Source organism: Eggerthella hominis (assembly GCF_014287365.1).
In the GTDB taxonomy this organism is placed as follows: Bacteria; Actinomycetota; Coriobacteriia; order Coriobacteriales; family Eggerthellaceae; genus Eggerthella; species Eggerthella guodeyinii.
Window position 1 is genome coordinate 179531 of record NZ_JACOOA010000001.1, and the last position, 19314, is coordinate 198844.

Consider the following 19314-nt stretch of genomic DNA (forward strand, 5'->3'; position numbering starts at 1 on the left):
ACGTGCGTGGAGCGGCTGCAAGCGCCATGCGCGGCGCATCTGGTGCGGATCCAGCGCGGGTCTGACGATTTCCCCGCGCGGCTCCGACGTCGATCCAGCGCGTTTTCGACGCGGTTCCAGCGCGGATCCAGCGCGTGATATGGTAGAAAAATGACGTATGAACAGGTAAAATACCACGAGCGAAAACATCTCGCGGAAGGATGGCGCCGTGACCCTTTACCTTGCCGGAGCGTCTGCTTTGGAATACTGGAGAACCTGTCCTCCCACCCGTGCGCGCCGTGCGCGGGCGGTTTTGCCCTTCGGCTCGCCGGACGTTGGGGACGCCGGGTTTCGCGTCGCCGATCTCGCCGCGCTCGCGGATGCGGGGTTGGGTTGGCTTTCGCTGCCCGTCCACCTTCTCGTGCCTCGTGCGCTGTCGAGGAGGCGGTGTCCTCGGGCGGCCTTCCACGTGTGTTCGCGCGCACTGCCGGAAGGGTCGTTCGTGCGCGCGTCGCGCGACGTCATGGTGTCCTCGCCCGAGCTCGCTTGCGTCCAAGCGGCTAGCTCGACCAGCTTTCCCTTGTTCGTCGAGCTCTTGTACGAACTGTGCGGCCACTACCGGCTGCCCCGGGGGCGAGCCGGCGAAATGGTGGCGATGCCGCCTGCCGCGAGCGTCGTGTCCCTCGCTTCGTTCGCGGATCGGGCTCAAGGGCTGCGCGGTGCGGCCGCCTTGAAGCGCGCCGTGCGCTACGTGTGCGACGATTCCCTGTCCCCGATGGAAACCGACGCGGCCGAGACGATGGTCCTCGATCCGCGCATGGGAGGCTTCGGGCTTGCGAGGCCCCAGTTGAACCGTCGGTTCGAGGTCGCGCGAAAGGACCGGCGCGCATTGCCGCAATCGGCGTATCTTCCTGATCTGTATTGGCCGCAGGCGAATATCTCCGTCGAGTATGAAAGCGACAAGCATCACCGAGGCGAGCGGAAGATGGCGGAAGACGCCGTCCGCCGCAACGGGATAGAGCATCTGGGAACACGCGTCGTGAGCCTGACGTGGGGACAGGCGAGGAATTATTACGAATTCGAACGCGTGGCCCTGTTGGTGGCGGACGCCCTTGGCAAGAAGTTCGGTTCGGAATGGGATAGATGGGCCGAGCGACGCATAGCGCTGCATCGCCTGCTTGTGCGCCGTTGAGCGCCCTCCTTTCCGGGTTCTCGAGTTTTGCACCCTCGTGGCAGGCGAAGAAGCTGCTCGTTGAACCGATGAAGGTGCTGGACATGCAAATCCCCTGGTGGGAATCCGACGAAATGCGTCGTTGGCTCTGCGGACGCTTCCGAAAGGGTGCATAACTCAGGAACCGAGGGTTTAATGGGGGTTTCTGCTGCCGCAAGGGTGCATAACTCAAGGACTTGGCAGAGGACGCCCCCCGGCGAGGGGATAGGCAGGCGGGCTTTCGTTGACGGAACGTCAGCCGGTGTCAACGGCGGGTTTCGCCCTTCGGCGAAAGATGCTAGCATGCACAAGAAGTTCAACAATGAAATAAAAAAGAAACACAAGTGAAGTAAAAGACGCGGAACGGAGGAGGGACGCATGGAGGAGAAGACGGGAACGGAGGCGCACGGGGCCGACGCGAACGCAGAGCGCGCCGCCGGGGAGCCGAAGCGGAGCGGGAAGCGGAGGCGCTGGCCGATCGTCGTCGGCGTCGCGGCCGTGGTGGTGCTGGCGGCGGGCGTCGGGTTCTGGACGTGGCACGAGCAGCCGAGCTTCTGCAGCGCCATCTGCCACGACCCGATGGACGCCTACGTGGACGGCTATTTCGACGACGCGACGCTCATGGCGAACGCGCACGAGCGCGCCGACGTCACGTGCCTGGAGTGCCACGAGGCGAAGGTCGAGGAGCAGGTGGCCGAGGGGCTGGCCTGGGTGCGCGGCGACTTCGCCACCGACGAGACGGGGCGCTTGACCGTGCAGGGCGTGACGGCCGACAAGACGATGTGCGCCACGGCCGGTTGCCACGAGTGGGAGGACGTGAAGGCGGCCACCGAGGACTGGGGCAGCGAGGCGGGCGTGAACCCGCACGCGTCGCACCAGGGCGAGGCCATCGACTGCAGCAACTGCCACGGGGCGCACGGGTCGTCGTATATGTACTGCAACGCCTGCCACGACTACGCGGTGCCCGACGGCTGGGAAAGCCCCCGGTAGGGCGCGAGAAGGAGGGAACGATGATGAAGAAGACGGCAGCGGCCGTATGCGGGGCCGCCGTGCTCGCGGCGGGCATGTCGGGCTGCGGCGCGGGGTTCGAGGGATCGGGCTCGAAGGATGCGGCGAGCGCCGAGCAGCTGGCCATGCGCCTGGACGACCCGTGGGCGCAGGAGGTGCAGGCGGACCCGGCCGCGAAGGCCGAGGGCACCCTCGCCGACGGCGTGTACACGGGCACGGGCAAGGGGATGGAAGGCTCCATCACCGTCACGCTGCTCGTGCAGGACAACCGCATCGCCTGCCTGGAAACCACCCAGGAGGGCGAGAGCCAGAGCCGCGGCGGCTACGAGGCCGTTCGCGACGGCAGGTTCGCGGCCATGATCGAGGCCGCGCAGGGCGCCGACATCGACGCGGTGAGCGGCGCCACCATCACGACGGCGGGCGTCAAGCAGGCGGTGGAGGACGCGCTTTCGCAGGCGGAAGCCGCGGGCGCAACGCAGGATGAGGAGGGGTCCCGATGACGGAGCAGGCACCTGAGCGGGGACGCGCGCACGCGGCGCTGTCCCGGCGCGACTTCTTGACGAAGGCGGGCGCGGCGATGGGCGCCGCGGCGGCTGCGGCGGCGATGCCGGGAGCCGCGTACGCCGTGCAGGAGGGCGCGATCGGCGATTGGGCGGCCGACGGCTCGAAGGACGTGGCCGTGCCCGACAGCGCCGCCACGAACGCCTCGTGGTCGGACGGCACGTACCGCGAGCACAACGGCGCGGCCTTCCCGGCCGACGACGCAAGCCCCATACCTCCGCGGGCCGTGCCCGCGGCCTGGGACTACGAGTGCGACATCTGCGTGGTGGGCGCGGGCGGCGGCGGGCTGAACGCGGCGGCGCGCGCGGCCGAGCAGGGCGCGCGGACCATCTGCGTCGAGGCCATGGGCCTGCACGGCGGCAACGCCCAGGAGGCCGGCATGTGCGCCATCCTCGGCGGCTCGAAGCTGCAGGAGTCCAAGCGCTTCGCGTTCCCGTCCTACCCGTTCGACGCGCGCAAGCTGGCCGACTGGGCCATCGACGAGTACCACTACGCGGCCGACCCGCACCTCATCTACCGCATCGCCGAGGCGGGCGGCACGTGCATCGACTGGATGGGCGACTGCGGCGTGCGCTGGCGCTTGGGCGAGGTGCCGGTGTACGTGGCGCCGAAGAACTCGACGCTCGACCACCACGTGCTGAAAATGAAGGACGCCACCGACGCCATGTTCAGCTTCGGCCAGAAGCACGGCGTGCAGTACCTCTTCCAAAGCCCGGCCGAGGCGCTCGTGCAGGACGGCGACGGACGGATCGTGGGCGTGGCAGTGCGCGAGGGCTACGGCGAGGAGAAGTACATCCATGCCGAGCGCGCCGTCATCCTCACGGCGGGCGGCTTCTGCAACAACAAGGCGCTCTTGCAGCGCTACATCCCCACGGCGGCCATGGGCTGCGCCAGCAGCTACCTCACGGCGGGCGAGACGGGCGAGTGCTTCCGCATGGGCCTGGGCGTGAACGCCGACGTGTCGGGCTTCAACAGCTCGGCGAGCTTCGACGGCGGCGTGGACTGGGAGGCCGAGGGCGGCCAGTGGGCGCGCTTTCTGTACGACGGCATGACGCAGCTGTCGCGCCAGCCGTGGTTCACCGTCGACCGCTGCGGCAACCGCCTGCGCTACATGGACAGCCGCGTGGGCGAGGACGGCGCGAACGCCATCTACGCGCTGGGCGACCTGGCCACCATCCAGATGACCCCGCCGGGGCACCGCTCCTACATCATCTTCGACGCGCACTACGAGGACCATCTGGCGGGCTTCGCGCAGGAGCATTGCCGCAAGCTCATCACGCCCGACCTCGAGCAGATCGACAAGGTGCCCGAGCACTACCGCGACTGGCACCACGGCGTGCAGGACGCCATCGACGCCGACGTGCTGAAGAAGCGCGACACGTTGGAGGAGCTGGAGCGCGACCTGGGGTTCGCCCCCGGCGTGCTGGTCGAGGCCGTGGAGAGGTGGAACGAGGCGTGTGAGCGCGGCGAGGACGACTACCTGTACCCCATGCCGCCCGAGTGGCTGCACGCCATCAAGGACCCGCCGTTCTACGGCTGCCGCATCGGCGGCAACCTGTACGGCACGAAGGCGGGCCTCCTGATCAACGACGAGATGCAGGTGGTATCCACGAAGGGCACCGTGATCCCCGGCCTGTACGCCGGGTGGCACACGGCCGGCGGCGCGTGCGGCGAGAACAGCTATATCGGCGACCCCATCCTGGGATCGCTGCTGGGCGACGTGAGCCTGGCGTTCTGCGGCGGGTACCTGTGCGGCACGTACGCGGTCGCCAACGAGATGAAGGGAGGGGAGTAGCATGATGCAGCGTTTGAAGGGCATGGCCCGCCCCTATGCGATGCTGTTCCTGATCGCGCTCGCGGTGACGGTCGTGGGGCGCATCGGGCTGGCCGTGATGGATCTGACCGGCACGCTTTCCTACGACTACATCTCGGCGGCCGACGTGCCCATCCTGGACGTCGTGTGCTCCATCCTCACCGGGTCGGCGCTCGTGGCGTTCATGTACGCGGCGTCGCTGGCGATGGTCGTGTCCACGGCGGGCGTCGCGCTGTACGGCCTGCTGTTCGCGCGCCGAAGCGACGGCGCCGGCAGGCCCGCGACGGCGTTTCTGTGGGGCTGGGCGACGGCGCTCGTGGCCATCGTGTGCCTGCTGGTCACCGTGAGCGGGATCCTGTCGGCCGTGCAGGTGGGCTCCATGAGCTCGAAGCTGCCGTCCGCGCCGGTGCTCGCGCTTGCGCTCGTGGGGTTCGCGGCGTTCCTCGGCACGCTTTTGGGCGCGGCGTCCATGACGGTGTGCGCGTGCCTCGCGCGGGCGCGCGACGAGAAGCGCGCGGGCTGGAACCTCGTGCTGGCGGCCCTCGTGTGCGGCCTCGTGGTCATGGTGCTCACCGTGGGCACGTTCTCGGCCGTCAACGCGGCGTCGATCGACCTGGCGGCCGTGGGCGGCTGGTTCGCCGCCGACGTCGTCGCGAACCTGGCCATCATGTTCGGGATGGCCGCGCTGGCGAAGAAGGCCTGATCGGGAATCGCCCTTTGCGGGGCGGGTGCTTCTCGCTCCTGCTTCTCTTAAAGGATCTCCCAGCGTCCGGCGCGCGGGCTACCGACGCGCCGGACGCGTCCGCCTTCTTTGAGCGAGGCGATCGTGCGTTCCGTCGTGCGTCTCGCCATCCCTGCGGCTTCGGCGATTTCGGCGACGGTGGCCGAGGGATGAGCGGCTATGAGGCTCAAGATGCTGCGTTCTAGCGCCTCCTCCCTGCTCTCCTGCGTGCAGAAAGGTTTCATCGCATCATGGATAACCGAGAGCATGAAGGTGACGAAAGCCGTCGAAGATCCGGTTGCGTTCGATTCGTTCAATGCGGCGTAGTACTCGCTTTGACGTTCGCGGATCATGCTTTCGACCGGTAGCCAGGCGAGTACGGTGCGCCAGCGTGCTAGCAATAGCGTGTGCCAAAGCCTTCCGACGCGACCGTTTCCGTCGGAGAACGGGTGGATGAATTCGAATTCGTAATGAAACACGCACAAGGCCAAAAGCGGATGGAGCTCCGTCGAGCCTATCCATCCGAACAGGTCGGCCATGACTTCGGGCACGTAGGATGCGGGGGTTCCTGCATGGATCAGACGATCTCCGTCGTACACGCCTGCGTTTTTCGTCCGGAGCGTTCCTGCGTCCTTGCGCAGGCCTTCCATCATGATGCCGTGGGCCTTGAGGAGGTCGTCCATGCTGCGCGGATCCCAGGCAGGAAGCAGATCATACGCTCGCTTGGCATTCTGAACCTCCCGGATTTCGTCGGGCGAACCGAGGACGCGCTGGCCGTCGATGATATCGGTCACCTGATCCATCGTGAGCGTGTTCTGCTCGATTGCCAGGGAGGAATGAATGGTTTGGATACGCAGCTTGCGGTGCAGGACAGGCGAAGACGATAGGGCGGAATCGGGAGCGAGCCGCCCCACCATCTCGGCGATATCCAAGGCGATTGCGGTGATCTCATCGGTGGACTCGAAGGGCGGTTCGTACGGCATGGGATTCCTCCTTTAGTTTTACCGCCAATATTTTACCGCCATTGGCGGTAAAAATGAAGGAGGAGGCGAGAGGGGCGGGCCTGCCGAGCCGCGTGCCTCTCCCCGCGCCGCGGGCCGTGCCGTGCCGGGCCCGCTTCCTTACTCTATGGGGTGCAGCTGGCCGAGGGCGGCTTTGCGGTCGGCCTCCTTGCGGGCTTGGACGTCGGCGATGACGACGCGCCAGGTGCGCGCGAGCGCGCGGCGCTGCTCGCCGTCCAGGCGGCTCCACAGCTGGGTGCGGGCGAGCAGGTCGACGGTGCGCGCGACGACCCTCTGCTGCCGCTCGCCCTGGGGCGTGGCGGCCGCGAACACGGCCTTGCGGTCGCGCGGGCTGGCCAACCGCACCGCCCAGCCCTGCTCCACGAGGCGGTCCACCGCGCGCGCCACGGTGACGGCCGTCATCTGCAGCTGGGTGGCGAGGTCGCCGATGCGCAGCGGCTCGTCCACCTCGCCGAGGCGCTGGAGCACGCGGCACTCGTTGAGCGACGCGCCGCACGTGGCGCGCAGGGCGTCCTCCATCCCGCGCTTCACCAGCTCGAGCGACACGAGCGCGCGCGAGGCGGCGTAGCGCGACGACGCGTCGCCGGACAGCGGCGGGTCGATGCTGGCGCCGGCGGCGATGGACGCTTCGAGGATGCCGCGGTAGACCGCGTCCTCGGTGGGGAACAGCGCGTACAGGCGCTCGACGATGGAGGCGTTCGCCTCGGCCACGTGGCCCACGCCCGCCTCGGTGATGCGCGCGGTGCGCACGCGCCCGTCCGCGCCGTCGCCGCTGCGCGTGGCGAACCCGGCGGCGACCAGCGCGTTCATCGCCTGCGTCACCACGTTGGGCTTGAGGTCGAGCAGCTTGCCGAGGCTCGACTGCGCCACCCCGTCGGGGCGCGCGGCCAGCAGCTTCACGAGCATGCGGTACTGGGTCACGTTGAGGTCGCTCGCCTGGGCCAGCCCGCTCTTGAGCGCGCGGTGGGTGAGGTCGAAGGCGACGAAGAACGTCGAGTCGAGCCTCAGATCCCCTTCGTCGTGCGCATCGTGCATGCCTGCGGCGGCGTCCATGCTCCTCCTCGTCCGTCCCTCGGAAAACGTTTCAGCGATGAAACGATAGTAGCCCTTCCGGGGACGGACGGGGCCGGCGCGCTTTGCAGCCGCGCAAACTCTCCACGCCGCGCCGGGCCCGTCCGCCGGCGCGGCGCGACCCGCGCGCCTAGCGCCGCGCGCGGAAGCGGCCGATGGCCTTCGCCGTCTCGGTCTGCACGACGGACAGCAGGGCGAACCCGAGCACGAGCGCCCACTGCCACAGGTTCATCACCGTGCCGCCGAACGCGTCCACGAAGGGCGGCACCAGCAGCACGATCAGCATGAGCGCGAAGCTGGCCGCCACGGCGAGCCCCAGCTGCGGGTTGCGCGCGCCCTCGCGGTCCCAGATGGGGTCGGTGGTGGAGCGCTGGTTGAGCGAGCGCAGCACCTGGGAGAATCCCAGCACGCCGAACGCCATCGTGCAGCCCAGCGCGTAGCTTCCGGCGTTCTGGCCCACCACGAAGGCGACGAGCGCGAGCGCCGCGATGAACACGCCCTGGAAGATCACGCGCCGGGCGAGCCGGCCGTCCAGCAGGTTGTTCACGCGCATGGGCGCATGCTCCATGATGTGGCGGCTGGCGGGCTCCACGCCCAGCGCCAGCGCGGGCAGCGACGCGGTGGCGAGGTTCACCCACAGGATCATGACGGCGGTGAGCGGCGCGTTCCAGTTCAGCAGCACGGCGGTGAGCAGCACCACGATCTGCGCCACGTTGTCGGCCACGAGGAAGGCCACCACCTTCTGGATGTTGCGGAACACGCGGCGGCCCTCGCGCACGGCGTAGACGATGGTGGTGAAACGGTCGTCCATGAGGATCATGTCGGAGGCGTCCTTCGCCACGTCGGTGCCCGTGATGCCCATGGCCACGCCGATGTCGGCGGCCTTGAGCGCGGGCGCGTCGTTCACGCCGTCGCCCGTCATGGCCGTCACCTCGCCGGCGTGCTGCAGCGCGCGGACGATGCGCAGCTTGTGCAGCGGCGACACGCGCGCGAACACCGAGGTGGTGCGGGCCGCGTCGTCGAGCGCCGCGTCGTCCATCTCGTCGAGCTCCTCGCCGGTGACCACGAGGTCGCCGGGGCGGTAGATGTCCAGCTCGCGGCCGATGGCCCGCGCGGTGGACGCGTGGTCGCCCGTGATCATGACGGTGCGGATGCCGGCGGTGCGGCAGGTTTCCACGGCCTGGCGCACGTCGGGGCGCGGCGGGTCCATCATGCCCACGAGGCCGATGAGCACGAGGTCGCGCTCGATGTCGACGCCCTCGTCCGGCACGCCGGGCAGGGCGCGGGTGGCGAAGGCGAGCACGCGCAGCGCCTCGTCGGAGAGCTGCTGGGCCACGGCCAGCGCGCGGGCGCGGTCCTCGTCGGTCATCGGCCGCGCGCCGCTGCCGTCCATGATGAAGGCGCAGCGGGGCAGCAGGGAGTCGAGCGCGCCCTTCACGGCGACCACGGTCTCGCCGTCGCGCTCGTGCACGGTGGACATGCGCTTGCGGTCGGAGTCGAAGGGGCGCTCGGCCAGGCGCGGGTAGGAGGCGCGCAGCGCGAGGGGGTCGATGCCGTTGTCGCGCGCCAGCACGAGCAGCGCGCCCTCGGTGGGGTCGCCGATGAAGGCGGGCGCGCCCGGCGCGTCGGCGTCGTCGGCGGCGAACGCGGCGTCGTTGCAGAGCACGGCGGTGAACGCGAGGTACCCGAACAGGTCGGGGTGCTCCTCGAGGGCGGCTGCGGGCTCGAGCGCCTCGTCGCGGTCGAGGTCGGGGCCCAGCGCCACGCGCACGACGCTCATGCGGTTCTCGGTGAGGGTGCCCGTCTTGTCCGTGCAGATGACGGTGGCGCCTCCCAGCGTCTCGACGGCCGGCAGGCGGCGCACGAGCGCCTCGTGGCGCGCCATGCGCTGCACGCCCAGCGCCATGGTGATGGTGGCCGTGGCCGGCAGGCTCTCGGGGATCACCGAGATGGCCAGCGACACGGCCAGCAGCAGCAAGGGGGCGAAGGGGCGACCGTAGGCGAGGCCGATGGCCAGCACGGCCAGCGCCGCCGCCACGCCCACGATGGTGAGGATCTTGCCGAACGAGGCCAGCTTGCGCTTGATGGGCGTGTCCAGCTCGTCGTCGCCTTCCAGCATGCCGGCGATGTGCCCGACCTCGGTGCCCATACCCGTGGCCACCACGATGCCCGCGCCGCGGCCCGCCGTGACGATGGCCGTGGCGAACGCCATGTTCGTCCGGTCGCCCAGCGGCGCGCCGGGCAGCACGACGGCGGAGGCGTCCTTCTCGACGGGGACCGACTCGCCCGTGAGCGCGGCCTCCTGCATGCGCAGTCCGGCCGCCTCGACGAGGCGCAGGTCGGCGGGCGCCATGCTGCCGTCGCCGAGCTGCACGAGGTCGCCCGGCACGAGGTCGCGCGCGGGCACCACCATCTCCACGCCGTCGCGCACGACGCGCGCCTCGGGCGCGCTCATCGATTTCAGCGCCTCGAGCGAGGACTGCGCCTTGCGCTCCTGCACGATGCCGATCACCGCGTTCACCACCACGATGGCGAAGATGATGCCGGCTTCCGCCCACTCCTGCAACAGCGCCGACAGCACGGCCGCCACGAGGAGGATGAGGATCATGGGATCGGTCAGCTGCTCGCGCGTCATCTGCGCCAGCGTGCGCGGCGGCTTCGCGTTCAGCTCGTTCGGGCCGTGCGCGGCGAGGCGGCGCGCGGCCTCGAGGTCGCTCAGCCCTTCGAGCGACGAGTCGAGCTCGATGAGGACTTCGGGAAGGGGCTCCGCGTGCCAGGGTCGGGGCGCGGGCTGGTTGCTGGGTGTTTGAGGGTTCGGCATGAAACGTCCTTTGCGCGATTGCTGCAGCGTTGTCTGCGCCCACGATACGCGCTTGCGGCCCGCTCGGGGCGAATCGTCACGAGCCGGTAACCGATCGGACGCTCGGGCGGCGCGTTTCCCGCAGGAGGGGCCGCGCGCGGCGATGAAGGCCGGCCCTTGACCGACCGGCTTCGCTTTCTCGCCGCCGGCGTGCGCGGTTTCCCGGCCCATCATGTTGCGAAATCGGGTTTTTGGCAGGTTCCACGCGCATCTTCGAAGGATTCTCGATCAAAACCCCAGGTCGCGATTTCCCGCAACCTCGAAGCTGGCGCTCCGGGCGGTTGAAGATTGCCAAAAAGCCGATTTCTCATCACAAGAAGTCGCTGCCGCGCAGCCGGCGAGACGCAGGCGCCATCGGGCGGATGCAAGCCGCGGCGCGCGGTGGCGCGCTCCCGCAGGCGGGCGCTTTCCGGTAGAATAGGCGCACCGAAGGAAAGGAAGCCCCGTGACCGCGAACCTCCAGCTCGACCGCCTCCCGCGCACCGTGGAACTCGCGCGCGACGCCGACGGCGGCGCGACGCTCGCCTACGTCGACCAGCGCCTGCTGCCCGCCGAGCTCTCGTTCGCGCGGACGCGCGACTGGCGGGCCGTGGTGGACGCGATCAAGGCGCTCGCGGTGCGCGGGGCGCCCGCCATCGGCGTGGCGGGGGCCGCGGCCGTGGCGCTGTGGGCGCAGGAGGCCGCGGCGGGCGCAGCGGGCGCGGGGGAGGGCGCCGCGTACCGGGACGCCCTCGGGCGGGCGGCCGAGACGGTGGCGAGCGCGCGCCCGACCGCCGTCAACCTGCGCTGGGCCGCGGAGCGCGCACGCGACGGGGCGCTTCGCGCGATCGACGGGGGCGCGGCGCCCAGCGAGGTCGCCGAGGCGCTGTTCGACCAGGTGAAACGCATGGAGGCCGAGGACGAGGCCGCGAACCGCGCCATCGGCGCCCACGGCGCCGCGCTCCTGCGCCCGAGCAGCCGCGTGCTCACGCACTGCAACGCCGGCAGCCTGGCCACGGCGTTCTTCGGCACGGCGCTCGGCGTGGTGTACGCGGCGGCCGCGCAGGGCAAGATCGAGCGCGTGTACGCCGACGAGACGCGCCCGGTGGGGCAGGGCGCGCGGCTCACGGCGTGGGAGCTGGCGCGCGCGGGCGTTCCCTGCACCCTCGTCTGCGACAACATGGCCGCCAGCCTCATGGCCCGGGGCGAGGTCGACGCCGTGGTGGTGGGCGCCGACCGCATCGCGGCCAACGGCGACGTCGCGAACAAGATCGGCACGTACGGCGTGGCCGTGCTCGCGCGCCACCACGGCGTCCCGTTCTACGTGGCCGCGCCCACGTCCACGATCGACGCGTCCGTCGCCGACGGCGCGGGCATCCCCATCGAGGAGCGCGACCCCGCCGAGGTGCTGCCGCGGCCCCTCGCGGGCGTCGAGGTGTGGAACCCGGCGTTCGACGTGACGCCCGCCGCGCTCGTCACGCGCATCGTCACGGAGCGCGGCGCGTTCGAGCCGGGAAGCCTGGTGTACTGATATACTGATCCTGCGGGTCGCCGACAAGCGGGCGACGGACAAGGAGGGCCTTATGCGCATCATCCATCGCGAGGACCAAGAGCAGCGCGAGCACGTGGAGCTGGCGCACGACGCGGCGTTCGCCGACGAGAGCGACGGCCGCGACCGCTCCACCGAGCCCGACATCCTGCGCACCGACTTCCAGCGCGACCGCGACAAGATCCTCCACACGAAGTCGTTCCGCCGCCTTTCGCACAAGACGCAGGTGTTCCTCGCCGCCGAAGGCGACCACTTCCGCACGCGCCTCACGCACACGCTGGAGGTGGCGCAGATCGCGCGCACCATCGCCCGCGCGCTCGGGCTGAACGAAGACCTCGCCGAGGCCATCTCGCTCGGCCACGACTTGGGGCACACGCCCTTCGGCCACACCGGCGAGGAGGCGCTCGCGCGCTGCCTGGCGCGCCACAAGGGCATCGATCCGGCGTCTCCCGAGGCCGAGGCGCTCTACCGCCACAACGAGCAGAGCCTGCGCGTGGTCGAGCGCATCGAGAACGGCGGCAAGGGCCTCAACCTCACGCCCGAGGTGCGCGACGGCATCGTCAACCACACGGGCGACCTGCGCGCCGAGACGCTCGAGGGGCGCATCGTGGGCACGGCCGACCGCATCGCGTACGTGAACCACGACATCGACGACGCCATCCGCGCGGGCATCCTGCGCGAGGCGGACCTGCCGGCGTCGACGCACGCCATGCTGGGCCCCGACCACTCGTCGCGCATCGAGACGCTCGTGCTCGACATGGTGGAGACGTCGGCGGCGGTCGACGACATCCGCATGAGCGACGCGGTGTGGAACGCCATGATGGAGCTGCGGGCGTTCCTGTTCGAGCGCGTGTACAACGCGCCCGCCGTCGTCGACGAGGTGGCGAAGGCGACGCATCTCGTGGACGACCTGTTCGACCACTACGTGACGCACACGGACGAGGTGCCCGAGGAGTACCGCGCCATCGCCGAGGGCGACGACCTGCGCGCCGTCACCGACTTCATCGCCGGCATGACCGACCGCTACGCGAAGAACCTCTACCAGCGCCTCTTCATCCCCAACGCGCTGCATTATTAGGGACGGCGCCTTTAGGTGCGGCGCCTTGCGCGGCGCGGGCGGGCCCTCGCGGTTCTGCCCGCGCCGGCTTTTCCGTCCTTGCGCACGTGCACAATGATTGTATAATCGTTTGACTATGCTTACCGGGGATCACATCAGGCAATCGTTTTCGGCGGCGCTGCCCATCATGCTGGGCTACGTCGCCATCGGCATACCCTGCGGCATCCTGAGCGCCTCGATCGGCATGAACGAGCTGCAGGTGTTCCTCCTGTCCGCCGTGTTCTACTCGGGCGCGGGGCAGTTCATGATCCCGAACATGTGGCTGGCCGGCTCGCCGCTCGCGTCCATCATCGCCAGCGTGTCGCTCGTGAACACGCGCCAGATGCTGTACTCGGCGTCGTTCGCGCCGCGCTGCGAGCGCGTGCGGAAGCGCCTCGCGTTCCTGTTCGCGGCCACGGTGACCGACGAGAGCTACGGCGTGAACACGGCGAAGTTCGAGGAAGGCGGCTGGTCGGTGGGCCGCGCGACGCTCGTGAACCTGCTGTCGCAGAGCTCGTGGGCGCTGTCGAACGTGGTGGGCGTGCTCGTGGGCAACGCCATCGGCATCCCGCTGGCCATCGCGTCGTTCGCCATGACGTCCATCTTCATCTGCCTGCTGGTCACGCAGAAGGTGACGCCCGCCAACGTGATCGCCGCGGCGTTCGCCGTCGTCGGCGTGTACACGTGCAAGACCATCGGGCTTGCGGGCCCCGCCATCCTCGTGGGCGCGCTCGTGGGCGTCATGGCGGCGCTGCTGTTCACCTGGGCGAAGGAGCGCAGCTGATGGCGACGATGGGCTGGGGCGATTACTTCGTCGTGCTGGGGTGCTGCGCGGTCACCATGCTGATCTGCCGCGTGGTGCCGCTGTTCGTGCTGAAGGGCAAGCAGCTGCCGCAGGGCGTCGAGCAGGCGCTCGGCTTCATCCCGCCGGCCGCCTTCGCCGCGCTCGTGGCGAACGACCTCTTGACGCCCGGGATGTTCGACGCGGGGCTCTGGCCGGCCGCCGCGCCGCTGGCCGCGGCGCTCGTGGTGGCGCTCGTCGCGTGGAGGACGAAGTCGCTTCTGTGGTGCGCCGTGTCGGGCGTGGCCGCGTACGCGCTGCTCACGCTGGTGTAAAACGGGCCCGGGATTCCGTAGTATGCGTGAAGGGCCCAAGTTTTTGCGGAAGTACCCAGGTTTTTCCTTGCAGTACCATTCCGTTGACGGTATACTATCCAATCGTGTCTTTACTAGACGACATGCAATTAGGTTTCATTGAACATATAAGAAGGAACGGGTCATGGATATCATTCGCGCCATTGAGCAGCAGCAGATCAAGCAGGACGTCCCCGAGTTCAACGTCGGTGACAACGTGAAGGTTCACTACCGCATCACCGAGGGCAACCGCGAGCGTATCCAGGTGTTCCAGGGCGACGTCATCCGTCGTCAGGGCGCCTCGAACCGTGAGACGTTCACCGTTCGCAAGATCAGCTTCTCCATCGGCGTGGAGCGCACCTTCCCCGTGCACTCCCCGAAGATCGACCGTATCGAGGTCATGCGCCAGGGCGACGTGCGCCGCGCCAAGCTGTACTACCTCCGCAAGAAGGTGGGCAAGGCCGCGAAGATCAAGGAGAAGGCCTACCGCTAGGCCTGCAATCCGATTCGGATCTGCAAGAACCCCTCGTTGTCCTCGGATGGCGAGGGGTTCTTTTCGTCGCGGCGCGCCCGGGCGCGCGCGGCCTTCTGGTATCATAGGCGCTCGAAGACGAGCATGTCGAAGGGGATTTATGGGACTGACCGTCGCCGATATCAAGCAACGCCTGCACGAGGCCGACGAGCGCGAGTTCGCGGTGCTCGAGCGCTCGCTCGTGGCCGACACGCGCAAGGGCGTGCGCGACGCCGTCGAGCGCGCGCGGCAGCGCCTGGCGGCCGACGCGGCCGAGCGGCAGCGCCTGGCCTCCCTGTACGCGTTCGAGCGCGCGCTGGCCGAAGGGCGCGGCGACGGCGTGATCGTGGGCCTCGACGAGGTGGGGCGCGGCCCGTTGGCCGGGCCCTTGGCGGTGGGCGCGGTGGTGCTGCCTGCCGAGCCGTTCATCGAGGGGCTCAACGACTCCAAGCAGGTGAAGCCCGAGGCGCGCGAGCGCATCGCCGTGCAGGTGAAGGCCGTGGCCGTGGCCTGGACGGTCGAGTACGTGGAGCCGGCCGACATCGACGCCTGCGGCATGACGGCGTCGCTCGTGCTGGCGTTCCGGCGCGCGGTCAGGCACATCGAGGAGGCCGGCGTGCGCCCCGACGTGGTGCTGCTCGACGGCAACCCGATGCGCCTCGACGAGCGCGAAGTGAACGTGGTGAAGGGCGACGGGAAGTGCGCCTCCATCGCCGCGGCCTCCATCGTGGCGAAGGTGGAGCGCGACGCGCTCATGTGCCGCTACGCCGAGGAGTACCCCGAATACGGCTTCGACGCCTGCAAAGGGTACGCGAGCGCCGCCCACATCGAGGCCATCAAGCGCTACGGGCTGACGCCCATCCACCGCGCGTCGTTCTGCACCGCCTTCACGCAGCCTGCGCTGTTCTAGCGCTTCTGCGCGCACGGCGCGTTTCCACCGCGCCCTCCCATCGTCTCTCCACGCCGCTCGGCGCGCCTTCGGGCGGCGCCGGGCGGCTTTTTCATCTGCGGGTACGGCGCGGCGTCGGATGCGCGCGAGAACGGCGCGGGCTGCGCGTTCGAACGGCGTTGGAAACGGTGGCGCGCCGCGTGCGTTTCGCGTGGGAGCCGCGTGGCTTTTCGGAAGGATTCCGCGGCGCGTTCCGCTGGAAACGCGCCATCGCCGCGTAAGACGGCGTCCTTATCATGGAACCAGAGACGAAAGGGGCGTGGTGCCATGGATCGGGAAACGGCGGCGGCGACGATGGAGCAGGAGGCCTGCGCGGGCGAGGAGCCGAAGCGCGGCGGCGGGGCGGCGCGGAGCGAACGGGCCGGTGCGGACGAGCGCCGCGGGGTGGGCTCCGGCGCGAAGCGGCGGTCGAAGGAGGGCGCGAAGCGGCGAGCGCGCGAGAAGACGGCGGGGGAGCACAACGCCGAGCTGGGCCGTCGGGGCGAGGACGCCGCCGCGCGCTTCCTCGACCGGCGCGGCTACGAGATCGTCGAGCGCAACTGGACGTGCGCGGCCGGCGAAGCCGACATCATCGCGCGCGACGAGGAGACGGTGGTATTCGTCGAGGTGAAGACCCGGTCGAACTGCGAGCGCGGCCTGCCGGCCGAGGCGGTGGACGAGGCCAAGCGCGACCGCTACGAGCGCATCGCCGCGCTGTTCCTGCAGGACTACGACGTGGTGGACGTGCCGGTGCGCTTCGACATCGTGTCCATCGTGACGATCGCGCCCGACCGCGCGATGATCCGCCATCACATCAACGCGTTCGGTGCGTAATGAACGTGCAGGGCCAGTGCGTCGTGCAGGCGGCGACGCTGCGCGGGGTCGACGCCGTCCCCGTGGACGTGGAGGTGGTCGTGGCGAACGGAATACCGGGGTTCTCCATCGTGGGCATGGCCGACGCGTCGGTGCAGGAGTCGCGCGAGCGCGTGAAGGCCGCGCTGCGCTCGTGCGGCTTCACCATGCCGGCCAGCAAGGTGGTGGTGAACCTCGCGCCCGGTGCGCTGCGCAAGACGGGGTCGGGCTACGACCTGCCCATCGCGGCGGGCATCCTGTGCGCCTCGGGGCAGCTCGACCCGCACGCGGTGCGCGGCCAGCTGTTCGTGGGCGAGCTGTCGCTGGAGGGCGCCGTGCGCCCGGTGGCGGGCCTGCTCGCCTACGCGCTGTGCGCGCGCCGGCTGGGGGTCGACCTCGTGTGCGCCCCCGTGGAGCGGGGGTTCGTCAAGCTTGAGGGCCTCGTGCGCCGCGCGGCGAAGTCGCTTGCGGGGTTCCGGTCGGGGCCGTTCCCGGAGGCCTCCGCCGACGCGTCCCCCGGCGTCGCCCCGGCGTTGGACTTCCGCGACATCGCCGGGCACGACATGGCGAAGCGCGCGCTGCAGATCGCGGCGGCGGGCGGCCACGGGGTGCTCATGACGGGGCCGCCCGGCTCGGGCAAGACGATGCTCGCGTCGAGGCTGCCGTCCATCCTGCCGCCGCTCGCCGAGGCCGAGGCCATCGAGACGGCGGTCGTGCACTCGGTGGCCGGCGAGGAGGCGGAGCCCATCCTCGGCGGCGTGAGGCCGTTTCGCAAGCCCCATCATTCGGCGAGCCTGGCGGGCCTCGTCGGGGGCGGCACGCCGCTGCGCCCCGGCGAGATCTCGCTCGCGAACAACGGCGTGCTGTTCCTGGACGAGCTTGCCGAGTTCAGCCCCTCGGTGCTGCAGGGCATCCGCCAGCCGCTCGAGTCGGGGCGGGTCACCATCACGCGGGCCGACGGCAACGTCGACTTCCCGGCGCGGTTCATGCTGGTGGCGGCCACCAACCCGTGCCCGTGCGGCTACTACGGCGACGAGGAGGAGCCCTGCACGTGCACGCATCGCCAGATGCAGCTGTACCGCAACCGCATCGGCGGCCCCATCATGGACCGCATCGACGTGCACATCGCCGTGCGCCGCATCCCGCCCGGCGAGGTGCTGGCCACCGGGCACGGCACGAGCTCGGAGGAGCTGCGCCGCGACGTGCTGCGCGCGCGGGAGTACGCCTCGTGGCGGCGGGCGCGCTCGGGCGAGGAGGAGGGCTCCCGCACGTCCGAGGCGCTCGTGCGGGCGTGCGCGCTCACGGCGCAGGACGAGGGGTTCCTCGAGGGCGCCGCGCGCGCGAGCCGCCTGAGCGGGCGCGCCATCATGCGCACGCTCGCGCTGGCGCGCACGATCGCCGACATGGAGGAATGCGCGCGCGTGGAGCGCGGCCACCTGTGCGAGGCCATCGGGTTCCGGCTGCGGGAGGGGGAGTCGTGAGCGCGCTCGCGGGCGAGCGGACGGTGCTCGAGCGCGGGGGCGCGGGGTACCCGCCGGCGCTCGCGCGCGTGGCGCAGCCGCCCGAGCGGCTCTACGTGGTGGGCGACCCCGCCGCGCTCGAGGAGGGCATCGCCATCGTGGGCGCGCGCAAGGCGACGCCGTACGGGCGGGGGTGCGCGCAGCGCTTCGCGGCCTTGGCCGCGCGACGGGGCGTCGCGGTGGTGTCGGGCGGCGCGCGGGGCTGCGACGCGGCGGCGCACGCGGCCGCGCTCGACGCCGGCGGGCGCACGGTGGCGTTTTTGGGCGGCGGGTGCGACCGGCTGTACCCCGCCGAGCACGCGGGGCTGTTCCAGCGCATCGTGGACGGGGGCGGGGCGGTGGCGTCCGAGCACGCGTGGGACGAGGACCCCAAGCCCTACCGCTTCCGCCTGCGCAACCGCCTCATCGCGGGGCTCGCGCGCGCGACGCTCATCGTGGAGGCGGGGCTGCCCTCGGGCACCTTCTCCACGGCCGACGAGGCGCTCGCGGCGAACCGCGACGTGCTCGTGGTTCCCGGCGCCATCACGGCCGCCTCATCGCGCGGCGCGAACCGCCTGCTGTACCAGGGGGCGACGCCCGTCGTGGACGACGAGACGTTCGAGGACGCGCTGTTCTCGCTGTTCGGCTGCCTGAAGCAGGAGGAGGCGAACGGCGGCGGGCGTGCGCGCGGGGCCGAGGGCGCGCCTTCGAACCCGGTGGTGGACGCCCTGCGCGCCGAGCCGCTCGGCATGGAGCGGCTCTACGCGATCGCGGCCGCGTCGTGCGGCGGGGCCGACGCGCGCTCGTGGCTCATGGAGCGCCTCGTGGAAGCCGAGCTCGCCGGCACCATAGCCCGCCACCCCGACGGCCGCTGGGGCCCGGCGGCGCGGTGAGGAAGGAGGTGGGGCAATGACGACGTTGTCCATGTTCTACGGCATCGTTATCGTGATGTATAATGAAGCGAGCGAGCGGCATCATCTGGGGCATATCCATGCGGAGTATTCGGGGTTCCGTGCTTCGGTAGGATTCGACGGCCGGCTTCTATCCGGAAAGCTGCCGCTCAAGAAGCTCACGCTTGTTCGCGCGTGGATCGTGCTGCATCGCGAAGAGCTCGAAGCTGATTGGGCTTTGCTGGGAGAAGGTCGGGAGGCGTTCAAGATCGAACCGTTGCGCTGAGGCGAGGGGGCTGTATGCGAAGAGAGCTGCTTGAGGATTGCCTGGTTGTCGGGCCGAAGCCGTGTGAGCCGCATGTTGTGGCGGTTTCCGCCGAAGGCTCGCATCACTTGCTCTTGGAATACGAAACGGGAGAGCTGAAGCGCTTCGACGCCTCTCCCTGGTTCAAAGGGGAGTTCTTCAGTCGGCTTGGCGACGCTGAGTATTTTCAGCACGTTCGCGTTATCGACGGTGGTATGGCCATTGGATGGCCCGAAGGGCAGGATATCGGTCCGGAAGACCTCTACGAGCTCAGCGAGCGCGTCCAATAAGAAACGCGCGTAGTTTTCGGGGGTTTCCGGACGCAAT

At 69.9% G+C, this 19314-nt stretch carries 19 protein-coding genes; 16 read left to right on the forward strand and 3 right to left on the reverse strand.

Annotation, left to right across the window (positions count from 1 at the left end; translation table 11 throughout):
• The first annotated feature begins 208 nt into the window (after positions 1 to 208).
• From H8S61_RS00830 to H8S61_RS00850, 5 genes are all read left to right on the forward strand, one after another.
• Entirely contained in the window at positions 209 to 1171 is a 963-nt protein-coding gene (locus tag H8S61_RS00830; protein ID WP_186937610.1) for a hypothetical protein, read from the forward strand.
• Between the two features lie 396 nt (positions 1172 to 1567).
• Entirely contained in the window at positions 1568 to 2179 is a 612-nt protein-coding gene (locus H8S61_RS00835; RefSeq protein WP_186937611.1) for a cytochrome c3 family protein, read from the forward strand.
• 20 nt (positions 2180 to 2199) lie between these two features.
• Positions 2200 to 2697, forward strand: a complete 498-nt coding sequence (locus tag H8S61_RS00840; RefSeq protein WP_186937612.1) for an FMN-binding protein — start codon at positions 2200 to 2202, stop codon at positions 2695 to 2697.
• Positions 2694 to 4553 (forward strand): FAD-dependent oxidoreductase, encoded by a 1860-nt coding sequence (locus H8S61_RS00845; protein ID WP_186937613.1) that lies wholly within the window; start codon positions 2694 to 2696, stop codon positions 4551 to 4553. The genes H8S61_RS00840 and H8S61_RS00845 overlap by 4 nt, the downstream gene beginning before the upstream one ends.
• Position 4554: 1 nt before the next feature.
• Complete coding sequence (locus tag H8S61_RS00850) at positions 4555 to 5274, forward strand: hypothetical protein (protein WP_186937614.1); 720 nt, start codon at positions 4555 to 4557, stop codon at positions 5272 to 5274.
• Positions 5275 to 5321: 47 nt separating this feature from the next.
• Here the strand turns inward: H8S61_RS00850 and H8S61_RS00855 are convergent, their stop codons facing one another.
• From H8S61_RS00855 to H8S61_RS00865, 3 genes are all read right to left on the reverse strand, one after another.
• Positions 5322 to 6275, reverse strand: coding sequence for a Fic family protein (locus H8S61_RS00855; RefSeq protein ID WP_186937615.1), 954 nt, complete (start codon positions 6273 to 6275; stop codon positions 5322 to 5324).
• 138 nt (positions 6276 to 6413) lie between these two features.
• Complete coding sequence (locus tag H8S61_RS00860; protein WP_244977708.1) at positions 6414 to 7367, reverse strand: MarR family winged helix-turn-helix transcriptional regulator; 954 nt, start codon at positions 7365 to 7367, stop codon at positions 6414 to 6416.
• Positions 7368 to 7515: 148 nt separating this feature from the next.
• Complete coding sequence (locus tag H8S61_RS00865; RefSeq protein WP_186937616.1) at positions 7516 to 10206, reverse strand: cation-translocating P-type ATPase; 2691 nt, start codon at positions 10204 to 10206, stop codon at positions 7516 to 7518.
• 484 nt (positions 10207 to 10690) lie between these two features.
• Here H8S61_RS00865 and mtnA point away from each other — a divergent pair, with 484 nt between their 5' ends.
• From mtnA to H8S61_RS00920, 11 genes are all read left to right on the forward strand, one after another.
• Entirely contained in the window at positions 10691 to 11755 is a 1065-nt protein-coding gene (gene mtnA / locus H8S61_RS00870; RefSeq protein WP_186937617.1) for an S-methyl-5-thioribose-1-phosphate isomerase, read from the forward strand.
• A 52-nt stretch (positions 11756 to 11807) separates the two neighbouring features.
• Positions 11808 to 12851: a deoxyguanosinetriphosphate triphosphohydrolase gene (locus H8S61_RS00875; protein ID WP_154333951.1), complete on the forward strand. Its 1044-nt coding sequence runs from the start codon at positions 11808 to 11810 to the stop codon at positions 12849 to 12851.
• 115 nt (positions 12852 to 12966) lie between these two features.
• The gene (locus H8S61_RS00880) at positions 12967 to 13653 is read left to right on the forward strand and encodes an AzlC family ABC transporter permease (protein ID WP_160941705.1); all 687 of its coding nucleotides are present in this window, start codon (positions 12967 to 12969) and stop codon (positions 13651 to 13653) included.
• On the forward strand, positions 13653 to 13985 hold the full coding sequence (locus H8S61_RS00885; RefSeq protein WP_160941704.1) for an AzlD domain-containing protein: 333 nt from the start codon (positions 13653 to 13655) through the stop codon (positions 13983 to 13985). The genes H8S61_RS00880 and H8S61_RS00885 overlap by 1 nt, the downstream gene beginning before the upstream one ends.
• Before the next feature lie 163 nt (positions 13986 to 14148).
• Positions 14149 to 14496, forward strand: coding sequence for a 50S ribosomal protein L19 (rplS, locus tag H8S61_RS00890; RefSeq protein ID WP_154333945.1), 348 nt, complete (start codon positions 14149 to 14151; stop codon positions 14494 to 14496).
• A 139-nt stretch (positions 14497 to 14635) separates the two neighbouring features.
• Positions 14636 to 15424 carry a ribonuclease HII gene (gene rnhB / locus H8S61_RS00895; RefSeq protein WP_186937618.1) on the forward strand — a complete coding sequence of 263 codons (789 nt, stop codon included), beginning with the start codon at positions 14636 to 14638 and terminating at the stop codon, positions 15422 to 15424.
• A gap of 306 nt (positions 15425 to 15730) precedes the next feature.
• On the forward strand, positions 15731 to 16276 hold the full coding sequence (locus H8S61_RS00900) for a YraN family protein (protein ID WP_255466398.1): 546 nt from the start codon (positions 15731 to 15733) through the stop codon (positions 16274 to 16276).
• Positions 16276 to 17775: a YifB family Mg chelatase-like AAA ATPase gene (locus H8S61_RS00905; RefSeq protein WP_186937619.1), complete on the forward strand. Its 1500-nt coding sequence runs from the start codon at positions 16276 to 16278 to the stop codon at positions 17773 to 17775. Before H8S61_RS00900 ends, H8S61_RS00905 begins: the two co-directional genes overlap by 1 nt.
• On the forward strand, positions 17772 to 18686 hold the full coding sequence (gene dprA / locus H8S61_RS00910) for a DNA-processing protein DprA (RefSeq protein WP_186937620.1): 915 nt from the start codon (positions 17772 to 17774) through the stop codon (positions 18684 to 18686). Before H8S61_RS00905 ends, dprA begins: the two co-directional genes overlap by 4 nt.
• Positions 18687 to 18702: 16 nt before the next feature.
• Positions 18703 to 18969: a DUF4160 domain-containing protein gene (locus tag H8S61_RS00915; protein WP_186937621.1), complete on the forward strand. Its 267-nt coding sequence runs from the start codon at positions 18703 to 18705 to the stop codon at positions 18967 to 18969.
• A gap of 14 nt (positions 18970 to 18983) precedes the next feature.
• Entirely contained in the window at positions 18984 to 19277 is a 294-nt protein-coding gene (locus tag H8S61_RS00920) for a DUF2442 domain-containing protein (protein ID WP_186937622.1), read from the forward strand.
• Positions 19278 to 19314 lie beyond the last annotated feature (37 nt).